This window comes from Clostridium sp. ATCC 25772 (assembly GCF_001573875.1).
In the GTDB taxonomy this organism is placed as follows: Bacteria; Bacillota; Clostridia; order Clostridiales; family Clostridiaceae; genus Clostridium_J; species Clostridium_J senegalense.
Window position 1 is genome coordinate 248,583 of record NZ_LFRG01000010.1, and the last position, 13,525, is coordinate 262,107.

The window sequence follows — 13,525 nt, forward strand, 5'->3', positions numbered from 1 at the left end:
TTAATTTTATGAAAACAGATATACTACTAGAGTCTGGTACTGGTGAAGTTGAGATACTAGAGTTTATAGTAAATACTAAACATTATGCAATAAATGTTATAAAGGTTAAAGAAGTGGTGGATATAGATAACCTAACAGAACTACCTAATAATCATCCTTCTATAGATGGTGTAGTTCTTTGTAGAGATGAGATACTTACCTTAATTAACTTAAGTCAAGTTCTTGATTCTCATAAGAATAATAGTACAAAACCTTTTAAAGCTATTTTATGTGAATTTAATAAAGTTAAAGTAGCCTTTAAAATAGATGATATTGTTGCAATTCACCGTATTAAGTGGGAACAAATTCGAAAGCCTGATGAAATTTCAACTAATCCTTTAGTAATTGGAAACATATTATTTAAAGACAAAATTATATTACTTTTAGATTTCGAGAAAATTATTACTGACATAAACCCCAAAATAGGTATAAGTGAAGATAAAATTAAAGATGTACATTGTAAAGATAGACATGGAGTAAAAATTGTTTTAGCTGATGATTCAGCATTAATAAGAACACTTTTAAAAAACACACTGAATAAAGCTGGTTTTAATGATTTAATATTTTTCAATGATGGTAATGAGGTATTAACATACCTTACTAGCTTAGCTGAAAGTAAAAAAGAAAACTTTATAGATGATGTTCAAATACTTATAACTGATATTGAAATGCCTCAAATGGATGGTCATACTCTTGTAAGAAAAATTAAAGAACATACTACCTTAAGAAAATTACCTTGTATAATCTTTTCATCTTTAATTACTAATGATTTAAAACATAAAGGTATTGATGTAGGTGCAAACGCTCAAATTAGCAAGCCCGAAATTGGACAACTTGTAGATACCATAGATGAATTTATAATTAATAAATAATTATAAAAAGCACTAACAATATTTTCTTAAAGTTATTGTTAGTGCTTTACATATAAATTAACTAATTATAAACTCTAATTTCAACTTGTAATTTTATCAAGTTGAAATTTTTTATAGGATTCTAAGTTTACTTTTAAAATCACTCGCTTTAAAACTTGGATACTCAAAATAGTGAGACATGCTCCCAATCACTTAGAATTCAACATTGCATTTTATATAAAAACATTTTAAAATTATGGAATAAATTTAACTTTTAACTTATTTCTCTGTATAGGGTTCCAAGTTGACTCTTAAAATTATCCATTCCAAAACTTGGATACCCCAAATAGTGAGACATGCTCCGAATCACTTAGAATTCAACACTCCATCTTGTATAAAAATATTTTAAGGTTATTGAATAAATTTAAATTGGAGCTTGTTTCCCTATATAACTCTTGTTGTATAACTGCTCTAATTTTTTTATATATTCCTCTTGTATATTTATTATAATACTTAAAACTTTATATTCAGAGGTTTCCCAATCATCCTCATCTTTTGTTATTCTACCTCTTACATCTATAAATAGTGCCCTAACATCTTTATTTATTTCTATTGCACATTCAATTAGCTCTTTTGTATTAATTCCGCAACTATGACTACTAATCTTATTGTTAAATTGAGTAATAAGTGATGAAATTTTATCATATAAAAAAAAATTTATTTCTTTTGTACTTTCATAATCCATAGACTCCTTTAACCCTTTATAATAATTAATTTTTTCCTTCTCATGTTTTTTTAATATATTTACAAAAACATTAAAAGAACTTATGTTGTTATTATTTTTAATATTTTCGTAAAAATTTAAAATTTTATTTGATGTGTCTATTGCCCTGTCCACTAAATCAATTAAATTATAACCCATTTCATTTCCTCCTGCGTTCTAACAACATAAAATCTTTTTAATATTAAATTTTCAAACTTCACGTTGCGCTCATAATATACTTACGTATATTTCTATACTTTAGTTAAGTTATCATCATATTTATTTTATTGAATTAACAGCTATTCTGATACAATTTCTATATAATCTCTTTTTAAACACTTAGATTATTTATATTCCTTATTTCTCACTTTTTTCATATTTATATATTACTATATTTTTTATTTTAATTAAACTTTTATTAAATGATTTTTCACCTGTAAAATCTTAAAATAATTTTTACTAAAAGAAAAAATTTATCTCAATTTGAAATTCAACAACAAATTTAATCTACTTTTTATTTATTATGCTCACATATATTCCTTAATTTAATATGATTATTATCTTCTATGTAACTTTCAATATATAAAGAATTTAATGCAGTTTATAATATTAATCACTTAACTGTTTTTATCTTAATTTTTATTAGTATATACCCTATAAATATATACTAATAAAAGTAAAAAACACCCTATAAATATTAAAAAAATATTTATAGGGTGTTTTTTATAATATTATTTTACATAACTCTTCCTGGAAATATGGCGTCTATGATTCCAATAATTATAGCTGCTATTAAAGCTCCTATTATAGATACTCTCATATTTGGTACTACAAATTGTGCTAAGTATATTATTACAGCTGCAATAGCAAAACCTTTAAAACCTTTTCCAAAAGGTGATGCATCAACTCCCATAAGAGCTTCTACAAAATAGTCTAATACAGTTATAACAACCGCTGCTATAATCATAGACCATAATCCATTAACAGTAAAACCTGGTGTCAAAAATGATGTCACACCTAAGACAATTGCAAATAATACTAATCTTACTATCCATCCTAAGAAACTACTTTTATTTTCATATTTGTTTTTATTTTCGTTTTCTGACATTTTCATATACCTCCGTTTTAAATATGTTTTATTAATTCGTATATATTATACCCATATAAGTAAAAAATATAATGCTTGTTTTTAATATCAATTTTTAATATAAGTAAAATACCAGAAATTCTCACTTAATTTTCAAATTTTACCTTGCCATATACTTCCTTATTTTATGCTAATGACTCACATTATTAATTTTTTTATTCAACATTTTATTTTATTATACACATAAAGAAAAACACTAGGCGTTAACCTAATGTTTTTCATATACGAGATAAATCTATAAGCCGAGTTCTGTATTTGACAATCATCTATCTAGGCCTATTGTTACCAATAAACTCAAGCGATACACCCGGGGACGGGACGGGCAGCCCCATATATCCCCCTATTCGATCTTGCTCCAGATGGGGTTTACATAGCCGTACAGTCACCAGTACGCTGGTGAGCCCTTACCTCACCTTTCCACCCTTACCAGTTAGATAAAATCTAAACTCACAAGTAAACTTGTTCTGGCGGTATATCTCTGTTGCACTTTCCTTAGAGTCACCTCCACTGGGAGTTACCCAGCACCCTGCCCTACGGAGCTCGGACTTTCCTCTCCTGAAAAAATCAGCAGCGATTGTCTGACTTACTCGCAAGATTTATATTATCATACTTTTAATATAAATGCAAATTTTTTTGTATTTTTTAAAATTAACTATATAAATCATTATAATTTTTGTTGTAAAAATAAATTTTTTTATAATTGTATATATATTAAATTTAAATAATAAAGAAAATGCAATGACAAATATCATTGCATTTTCTTTATTATTTAAATTTTAAAATCAGTTGGATTGTATTCTTTAGCCTTTGGTTCACCAAAAACAGCTTTAGCACTTTCAGTTCTTGGGTCATGATCAATATGCTTGTGCCCATTGTTTTTTTTCTTTTTCATTTTATTTCCCATCGGTAATCAACCTTTCTTAAAATTTAATTATAGAAGTATTAAAATTTAATACTTTAATACTTCTAATAGCAGAAATATTTTATAAAATATTTTAACCCTATATTCAATAATAAATCTATTTTTATGCAGTATAAGTGTTTATCTTAGGAAAAGTTATTTAGTCTTTAATTAAGTAGTATTTGTATTACTTTTTCTTTGGTGAATACTATACTACATAGCTTATGATTATAGGTTTAAATATTAAATAAATATATTTCTATAATTAGCTATAAAATTATAACTAACTAATTTTATATTAATCTTTAACATAAACATAAAACAGAAGTTGTTTGGTAATAGTATAAATAATAATAGTCTTAAATTAAATTTAATTTTCTTACCTTTATAAAAATTACTTTCTCTTCTTAAACTAATATGTTTATATTACTTTAAAAGATTAATATAATAATTACTTTAATATATAATATTAAAATTAAAGTAACTATTTATCGGGTATCCTACAACTTTAAATTTATATTTAAAATGTAGGTTAAAACCCTATATCAACTCAGTTAAAACTATATACTTTAATAATTATATTTAAATAACTATTTTTATTAATTAGTTTGTGAGCTGATTATATTCTTATTATGTACTTCATAAAACTTTATATTCAATAATTTGAGATGCAAAATGAACCAAAGTTATATAAATATAATAACTTATACAAATATTTTCTTAAATTGAAAATATAAAGCTCTAAGCTAATTCTAGCTTAGAGCTTTATATTTAAACATATTTATATGGATCAACTGTTTTTTCTGATAGAATTATTTCATTATTAAATCCATTATTTCTTAAAATTTCTTCAAATTTTTTACTAAATGCCACCATTGGTAGCCATTCTGTAACAAAGTGTCCTGCATCTATTACTGCTATGCCTTCTTCTTTTATATCACTTATGTAATGATACGTTGTATCTCCTGTTATTATACAATCTGCACCCTTTGTTTTGCTTAGATTTAAGTAATCTTGTCCACTACCATTTATTATAGCTATAGTTTTTATTAATTTTTCTTCATTACCAGTATATCTTATATTAGATGCCTTAAAACTTTTTTTAACTTTTATACAAAGTTCTTTCAATGAAATGCCTTGTTCTAGCTTTACTAATCTACCTATGCCATGTTTTCCATTATTATAGCCTAAAGCTCTACTACAATCTAGAACCTTAAATTTATCATATCCTAAAATCCTAGTTGCCATCTCATTAATTCCATTTTCAACTGAATCCAAATTTGTATGACTTGCATAAACATTTATATCATTTTTTATAAGATTTATTATCTTTTTTCCTAATAATGTATCTGTAGTTATACTTTTAGGTTTTAAAAATAATATAGGATGGTGGTTTAGTATAAAATTACATTGTTTTTCTTTTGCTTCCTCAATTACATCTAAAGTAGTATCCAAAGCCACTAATATTTTTGTTACTTGTTTTTCTTTATCTCCAATCATTAAACCTACATTATCATAGTCTTCTTTTAATTTTATTGGAGCATATTGATTCATTATTTTTATTATATCCTTAACCTTTAAAGACATTCTAAAAACTCCTTTATTTTGCTTACTTTAAATTCCAATTCTTTTTTTCTACTTGTAGCACTTTCACTATTTAATTTTAATCCATCACATATTTTCATGTATTTTCCAAGTTTAAAATTTAAATATTCTTTCATAATTGGATGTTTTTTCTCTAATAAAATTTCACTTATTTCATAATATATAGTTTCTATTTCTTTTATATTATTATTATATCTAATTTTAAATATTTCATAGAATTTTTCATCTTCTTTTACTAGATTTTCATCTAAAATATCATAGCCTTTACTATATATATACTCTTTTAAAACTTCTGGATTTTGAACTGGTTGTAAAATAACATAATCTAAATTTTTAAATACATCCAAACTTTCTTCTATTATATCTCTAATTAAGTTTCCACCCATACCAGCTATTATAGCTGCTTCAACTTCATTCTTTTTAATTGTTGTAAGTCCGCCACCTAATCTACATTTAATCCTATTTTCTAAACTGTAATTTTTTATATTTAATTTTGCTTTTTCTACAGGTCCTTTATTTATATCTGATGCTATTGCATAATCTATTTTTTTGTTTTTAGCAAGATAAATAGGAATATAACCATGATCCGTTCCTACATCTACTATAGTTTTTGTATTATTATCTATCATTTCGCTTATAGTTTTCAATCTATTACTTAAATTCATTTGTATCATCCTTTACTAACCTATCAATATTTTAATTTGTATAAATAAAAATAACAAAGCTATAACTAGAGGAACGTATAAGTATCTATACGCTACTTTTTTATCATACTTAGCATAAAAATATGCAGCATAATACATACAGAAAAATAATGCCATATTAAGAACTCCATAAGTCATTTGTGCTGAAGCAAATTCTTTAGAAGTGCCCACTTTAACCACATTAAATTTAGCATCAAAGGTAATAGGCATAATATCTGGCAATCTTTCCGTTAAATATAAAATCAACGGATTTAAAATTAAAATTACTATTACTATTCCTGTTAATATTATTGGTATTTTAAATTTCCATTCTTTATATATCTTGTGAATTTTATTAAATTTACCTTCCCACTCTGTTAAGTGGATATTTTTTTCTTCAATGTTTTTTTCAAAGACTTCTATGTTTTCAGGCGATATCGCATAATTTATTTCTTTAGTTTTTAAATATATAACATCTTTATTATTAGTAACAAACATTCTTGTAGTACCTATTTTTTTAATAACAATTCTTCCTAACGCAAAATTATGTGTAGCTATTCCTGAAAGTTTCACTCCTTTTATATTGCCTTTAGTTTTAGTATATCCCTCTATTTCATCTGTTGAAATTTTAATCTTTTTCAATCCTTTAAAACCAATAATTAAAATTTCTTTTTCCTTAATTTCATACTTTAAAGTTATCCATAAACCTATATAATAAAAATAATATATGTTATATGAAATTAATAATAACTTTAATAAACTTATTATTATATAAGAATTCATATATCCCATAAGAAAAATTACTGCTATATTAAATATTATTACAAATAAAAAAACTACTAATATTTCTTTTTCTTTTCTTGAATTGAATAGCACCTTATCACCTCTTTTCAACATATTTTATATATATTATAAATCATATTTAATTTTTAATCGTTTATTCTAAATTTATTTTTTATCTTACAATATGTTCTTCTTACTTTTAAATAAATAGAAGCTATTTTTTACACAAGTCCTATTAAAGAAAATAATAGACCAGAATCACAATGTATATTTTGTTAAACCCAAGGAAAACAGATTTTAATAATAGAATTATTAAAGTTCTATAAACATAGAATTTTGCAAAATAGATTAGTAATTTGAACTATTACTTAAACTGAATATGGACTAATTATATCATAAAACAAAATTACCGTAAAATTAAATTAAAACTATATTTTTATTATTTTTTAATTTAAAATAAGCTAAAGGTAAAAATACCTTTAGCTTTATATTTGTATATTCTAAATGCCAGTTATAAATTCATTAAACCTCATTTTTAATCTAAGTAATCTTTTAATTTCTTACTTCTACTTGGGTGTCTCAACTTTCTTAATGCTTTTGCTTCAATCTGTCTAATTCTTTCTCTAGTAACATTAAACTCCTTACCTACTTCTTCCAAAGTTCTAGCTCTACCGTCATCTAATCCAAATCTTAATCTTAATACTTTTTCTTCTCTTGGTGTTAATGTTTGAAGCTGATTAATTAATTGTTCCTTAAGCATAGTAAATGCAGCTGCTTCCGCTGGAGCTGGAGCCTCATCATCTGGTATAAAATCACCTAAATGACTATCTTCTTCCTCACCAATCGGAGTTTCTAGTGATACTGGCTCTTGGGCTATTTTCATTATTTCTCTAACTTTATCTACAGACATATCCATCTGTTTTGCAATCTCTTCTGGTAATGGTTCTCTTCCTAACTCCTGAAGTAATTGTCTTGAAACCCTTATTAATTTATTTATAGTTTCAACCATATGAACTGGTATTCTAATAGTTCTAGCTTGATCTGCTATAGCTCTTGTAATCGCCTGTCTTATCCACCAAGTTGCATATGTTGAGAACTTATATCCTTTTCTATAATCAAATTTTTCAACAGCTTTTATAAGTCCTAAATTTCCTTCTTGTATTAAATCCAAGAATAACATACCTCTTCCAACATATCTCTTAGCTATACTTACAACAAGTCTAAGGTTTGCTTCTGCTAATTTTTTCTTAGCATATTCTTCCCCTTCTTCTATTCTTTGCGCTAAGTCAATTTCTTCTTCTGATGATAATAGAGGTACCTTTCCAATTTCTTTTAAGTACATTCTTACTGGGTCATCTATTGAAATACCTTCCGGTATAGATATATCTATCTCTTCTTCTTCTTCTTCCTCTTCTTCTTGAATTTCTCCAACTACGTCAATTTCCATTGCTTCTAATGCTTCATATATTTTTTCTATTTGCTCTGGATTTAATTCTACATCATCTAGTTCTTCTACAATTTCTTTATAAGTTAAAGATCCTTGCTTTTTTCCTTTTTCTATAAGTTTCTTTACTACTGCAACCTTTGAGTTCTTGTCTTTCATTGTGTTACCTCCTTTCATGCTATTGTAAGTTTTTTAAAGTCTTTTGTATTTCTATAAACTGCTGAGTATATTTTAATGTTTCTTCCACATTTCCTTGTGCTTCATAATGTTTAATTTTATTCATAACTTCTTTTTCTGACTCCTCTAACTTATATTTTTTTATATTTTTTATACAATCTTCTATCATTTTATCTATATTACAATTTTCCTTATCAATAGAGCACTGTAATAAGTTAATAAATTGTTTAGTTGTTTCACTATCATTACAATTATTTTCAATAGATTGTATTTTATTATCATAATTTAAATTGGAAAATTTAACTATTAACTCGTAAATTCTCTCATGTGCTTCAGACGAAAAACCTATATTTCCTAACAATTCTTTTGCTTTATTAAAATATTCTTTGTCTTCTAACATGTACTTTAATAAAATTCTTTCAGCTTTAACAATTGCTGGTTCAATATATGAAGTCTTATTAAATTTGTCAAAATCAATTACATTATTAGATTGTATTTTTTTATTTATTCTATTAAATTCATCATTTAATATTTCATCTTTTACATGTAATTTCTCAGCAATTTGCTTTATATAGATATTTCTTTCAAATTCACCCACATCTTGTAGTATTTTCATTGCTAAGTTCTTATACCTTATTATCATTTCATTATCTGAGAAATTTATTCCTTCTTCTGCCTTTTTTAATCTATATTCTATAAGTGGCAATGCATCATCCATAAGTTTTTCAAAAGCGCTCTTACCATACTTTTTTATAAAATCATCTGGATCCTTGCCTTTAGGTATTGAAAGTACTCTAACCTCTAACCCAACCTTTTTTAATATTTCTAGACCTCTTGCAGTTGCCTTTTGTCCTGCATTATCTGCATCATAAGCAATTATAACCTTATCTGCATATCTTTTTAAAAGTTTAGCTTGATTTTCTGTTAAAGCAGTTCCTAAAGTAGCCACTACTCCTTTTATTCCTTCTTGGTATAAAGCTATACAATCCATATACCCTTCTACCATAATTATCGTCTTTTTAAAATCGTCTTTTATTGCAAAATTTAATCCATATAAATTAGTTCCTTTATAAAATAATGGTGTTTCAGGAGAGTTTAAATATTTAGGTTTGCTATCATCTAAAACTCTTCCTCCAAAACCTATAACTGTCCCTCTATGGTCAAATACTGGAAATATTATTCTATTTCTAAATCTATTATAATAATTATTTTTTGGACTTTTTATTATTAATCCTAACTGCTCCATTTCATTATCGGAATATCCTTTGTTTTTAAGATAATTTCTTAAATCTTGCCAATTGTCTAATGCAAAACCTAGCCCAAACCTGTTCATTGTCTTGTCTTCAATTTTTCTATTTCTTAGGTAATTCATAGATTTTGTATTCTTTCTTAAGTTAGCAAAAAAGAATTTAGCTGCATCTACATTCAGCTTTTTCATTCTTTCAAATTTATCTTTTTTTTCTTTATTTATAACCCCTTTTTCTTCTACCTCTATCCCTAACTTTTCTCCTAATTTTTTTATTACTTCTGGGAAAGTCAAATTTTCTGTTTTCATGACAAAACTAAAAACATTACCAGCTTCTCCACAACCAAAACACTTATAAATTTGTTTATCTGGAGATACAGTAAAGGATGGAGTATTCTCATTATGAAATGGGCATCTTCCAATAAAGTTTCTTCCTGCTCTTTTTAATGAAATTTTTTCAGATATAATGTCTACTATATCCGCTTCATCTTTAATTCTTTGAATGACTTCTTCTGAAATCACTAACTAAATCCCACCTTTTTTTATTTATCTTCTTGAAATTCGACAAAAAAATTAAAATTCCTTCTTTATTTTTAATTTTTTTTATCGAAATTTATATTTCACTTTTTATATATTCTTTATAAAGTAAAAATCTCCTTCAAAAAGTTAAATTTTTATAACATTTTATAGTAAAACAAGTTCACATTTTAATTTATTCATAAATTCTAGAAAATTTTCATTCTAACATATCTCCTTGAATTCAACCTAATTTTTAGCTAAATTACATCTTTTTTAGGTATCCTAATCTACAATGTATTGTTTAATCTGTAATTTTTAAATTCTATATATCAATCTTTTCTAAATACATTATTGACATATTCTATATAATATATGTACTACATTTAGGCACATATATATCATTAAATACTCTTAAACAATATTCATCACTCATACCTGATATATAATCTGCTACCCCCTGATGTAATCCTTCTTTTAAAACAATATTTTTATAGAAATCTGGCAATTGTTCTGGTTTATTATAAAAATATTCATAAATATGTCGTAAAATAAACTTCGCCTTATCTCTCTCTAGTTTTAAAATATTTCCTTTATAGATTTTTTTAAACATAAATCTTCTTAAATTGCTTAAAGCTTCTTCAATTTCTAATGATAATTCCACTTTACTTATATTTTCACTTATATTTTCAAGAGTTTTATTAACGCAATCTATTATCAAATTATTTATTCGTTTATTATGATTTTCTCCTAAAATTTTTATAATATCCATAGGAAGGTCTTTTTCTTTTAATAAACCCGCCCTTATAGAATCATCAATGTCATGATTTACATAAGCTATTTTATCGCTATATTTAACAACTTGTCCTTCTAAAGTCGTCGGATTATTCCTATCTAACCCAAAACCACTATGATAAAGTATGCCATTTAATACTTCCGTCGTCAAATTTAGTCCTTTTCCGTCATTTTCTATTTTAGTTAAAACCCTTACACTATTACTATTGTGCATAAAACCATTAGGCAAAAGCTCATTTAACACTTCTTCACCAGTATGAGCAAAGGGTCCGTGTCCGATATCATGTCCTAATGCTATTGCTTCTATTAAATCTTCGTTTAATCCTATAGCTTTTCCTATAGTTCTAGCTACTTGACAAACTTCTAAAGTATGTGTGAGCCTTGTTCTATAATGATCGTTTAATGTTTTAATATATACTTGACTCTTAACTTTTAATCGTCTAAAAGACTTAGAGTGAATTATTCTATCTCTGTCAATCATATAACAAGTTCTAAAATCGTCTTCTTTCTCTAATATTTTTCTACCCTTTGTATTTATTGAGTAAGTTGCAAAAGGATTTAATATAAGTTTTTCATTTTTTTCTATTTTTTCTCTTATATTCATCAAAAATCCTCCTAACCTTTATATGTTACTTACTTATTCTATCAATATTATTGAAATTCCTTTGTTAAAATTAAATTATACTATATATTTTATTTACAAACACTAAAGTAATATAAAATTTTAGTTATATTTTTATAATACTTTAGCAATTATAAATCATATAACTAAAGTACCTTAAAGTCAAATCTATTATTTGTAAATTTTTAATTTCAATTTCAAATATACCTTTTTCATCAATAAAATATTTAAATACCTTTAGTACTTACAAAAATTGAAAATTATTCTCTTCAATATAATCTTAGGTGCAAATCTTATTTTAGAGAATATATTCATTGAAAATTGATTTAGAAACTCTTATAGATTTTTGTTTGACTTTTTTGACCTAATCAAAGGACAGACTAGCCGGTGCACCAGACAAGGACATCGCTTATCCGGGTGGTCATAAAAATCAGATAAAAACATATTTAGAGTTTCTTTGAAATTTTCACATACTATCATTTTAATCTTTTTCATTATTACTTTTAACACTATAATTTTGGAACTTTTAGGTTTAGCTTTACGCCTATGGGGTTCCAAGTTGACTCTTAAATTTATTCATTTCCAAACTTGTATACCTAAAACAGTGATACATGCTCCGAATCACTTAGAATTCAACACTGTATCTTGTATGAAAATATTTTAAAGTTATTGAATAAATTTAAATTTGAGATTTTTTCCCTATATAAATCCATTTAAGTTTATTCTAATATTTTAATTATTATTCTAATTTTAATAAAGTATTTTTATCATTCATGTATATTAGCGTTTTTTTATTAATATGTTTATAATGTAATCTTTTTAAAGGAGTATTGTTAATGAGTACATTAGATGTTTCTAAAAATAATTCTAAATTTTTAACTATAAATAACGTAAAAACTTATGTTATTCCACATTATGATTTAAATGATTTTACTATAGAACAAATTAAATTCAAAGATACCGATAAGCAAAGAGCTGTTTATAAGATTGTTACACCGGATAATACATATTGTATTAAGAAAGTTTATTATCCTGCAGAAGAACTTATGTTTGTATATTCTGCTATAGAGTGGATTTACAGACATAATATCCACGTTCCTAGAATTTTACCTACAAAAAACCATGGTAGATTTGTAAACTATAATGATATGCTTTTTATTTTAACTCCTTGGATTGATGGGCTTAAATGCAATTTTAATTCCCAATATGAAATACTACTAGCTGCTGAAACTTTAGGTAAAATCCATAGTTATTCTAAACTATTTCAACCTATAAGTGAAAGTAAAATCAAAGTTGGTTGTAGTAATCTTTATAAATCTATAAACAAACATTTTAATAATTTATTGGTTTATTTTAACTTAGCCTCTAGGTTTAATGATAACTACTCTAAAATCTATTTAAAAAACTTTGAAACCAATATAAAATTAGCTCAATTATCTAATTATATAGCTTCTCTAATAGATGAATCTTACTTGTCTAAGTCAATTTGTCATAATGACTATGTTAGTAAAAATTTAATTTTAGATATAGATGATAATGTATGGGTGATAGATTTTGATAAATGTAAAATTGATTATTGTGCCCTTGATATTGGTTATTGTCTAAGAAGAGTTTTACGTAAAGAGAAGATAAATTGGAGTTTTACAGTTGCTATGAGCTTTTTTGAGGAGTATGAGCTAAGTTCACAACTCACTTTAGATGATTATAAATATCTTTTATCATATCTATCATTTCCTCAAAAGTATTGGAAATTATCAAGGGATTATTTTGGTAATATAAATAAATGTAATAAAAAAATCTTTTGTAAAATGCTAAAGAAAGCAACAAAAGACTGTTATTTTCAATATGATTTTTCTCTAAAATTCAAAAGTTATATCGAACAAAAATTTAATACAAGACTTTAGTTTGAAAATATTAAAACCGCTACACATATGTGTAGCGGTATATATTTTT

The 13,525-nt window shown here is 25.1% G+C and carries 11 protein-coding genes and 1 other RNA gene; 2 read left to right on the plus strand and 10 right to left on the minus strand.

From position 1 onward, the window contains the following. Positions 1 to 8: 8 nt before the first annotated feature. Positions 9 to 911, plus strand: coding sequence for a chemotaxis protein (locus tag AZI32_RS05845; RefSeq protein ID WP_061994956.1), 903 nt, complete (start codon positions 9 to 11; stop codon positions 909 to 911). 403 nt (positions 912 to 1,314) lie between these two features. Here AZI32_RS05845 and AZI32_RS05850 read toward each other — a convergent pair whose 3' ends face one another. From AZI32_RS05850 to AZI32_RS05890, 10 genes are all read right to left on the minus strand, one after another. Then, a complete protein-coding gene (locus tag AZI32_RS05850) occupies positions 1,315 to 1,812 on the minus strand; it encodes a hypothetical protein (RefSeq protein WP_061994957.1) in 498 nt (165 codons plus the stop codon). A 577-nt stretch (positions 1,813 to 2,389) separates the two neighbouring features. Continuing rightward, positions 2,390 to 2,761: a phage holin family protein gene (locus tag AZI32_RS05855; protein WP_082761151.1), complete on the minus strand. Its 372-nt coding sequence runs from the start codon at positions 2,759 to 2,761 to the stop codon at positions 2,390 to 2,392. 260 nt (positions 2,762 to 3,021) lie between these two features. Further along, positions 3,022 to 3,390: RNase P RNA component class A (gene rnpB, locus AZI32_RS05860), an RNA gene on the minus strand. A 179-nt stretch (positions 3,391 to 3,569) separates the two neighbouring features. Next, positions 3,570 to 3,704 (minus strand): CPC_1213 family protein, encoded by a 135-nt coding sequence (locus tag AZI32_RS19030; RefSeq protein WP_275934973.1) that lies wholly within the window; start codon positions 3,702 to 3,704, stop codon positions 3,570 to 3,572. A 768-nt stretch (positions 3,705 to 4,472) separates the two neighbouring features. Then, a complete protein-coding gene (locus tag AZI32_RS05865) occupies positions 4,473 to 5,288 on the minus strand; it encodes a Nif3-like dinuclear metal center hexameric protein (protein WP_061994959.1) in 816 nt (271 codons plus the stop codon). After that, on the minus strand, positions 5,279 to 5,971 hold the full coding sequence (locus AZI32_RS05870) for a class I SAM-dependent methyltransferase (RefSeq protein WP_061994960.1): 693 nt from the start codon (positions 5,969 to 5,971) through the stop codon (positions 5,279 to 5,281). Before AZI32_RS05870 ends, AZI32_RS05865 begins: the two co-directional genes overlap by 10 nt. A gap of 15 nt (positions 5,972 to 5,986) precedes the next feature. Beyond that, positions 5,987 to 6,865, minus strand: coding sequence for a PH domain-containing protein (locus AZI32_RS05875; protein WP_061994961.1), 879 nt, complete (start codon positions 6,863 to 6,865; stop codon positions 5,987 to 5,989). A gap of 442 nt (positions 6,866 to 7,307) precedes the next feature. After that, positions 7,308 to 8,375, minus strand: coding sequence for an RNA polymerase sigma factor RpoD (gene rpoD, locus AZI32_RS05880; RefSeq protein ID WP_061994962.1), 1,068 nt, complete (start codon positions 8,373 to 8,375; stop codon positions 7,308 to 7,310). Positions 8,376 to 8,394: 19 nt separating this feature from the next. Then, positions 8,395 to 10,161 carry a DNA primase gene (gene dnaG / locus AZI32_RS05885; protein WP_061994963.1) on the minus strand — a complete coding sequence of 589 codons (1,767 nt, stop codon included), beginning with the start codon at positions 10,159 to 10,161 and terminating at the stop codon, positions 8,395 to 8,397. A 358-nt stretch (positions 10,162 to 10,519) separates the two neighbouring features. After that, complete coding sequence (locus AZI32_RS05890) at positions 10,520 to 11,554, minus strand: deoxyguanosinetriphosphate triphosphohydrolase (RefSeq protein ID WP_061994964.1); 1,035 nt, start codon at positions 11,552 to 11,554, stop codon at positions 10,520 to 10,522. An 854-nt stretch (positions 11,555 to 12,408) separates the two neighbouring features. Between AZI32_RS05890 and AZI32_RS05895 the strand changes: the two genes are divergently transcribed. Continuing rightward, entirely contained in the window at positions 12,409 to 13,476 is a 1,068-nt protein-coding gene (locus AZI32_RS05895) for a CotS family spore coat protein (protein WP_061994965.1), read from the plus strand. The last annotated feature ends 49 nt before the right edge of the window (positions 13,477 to 13,525 follow it).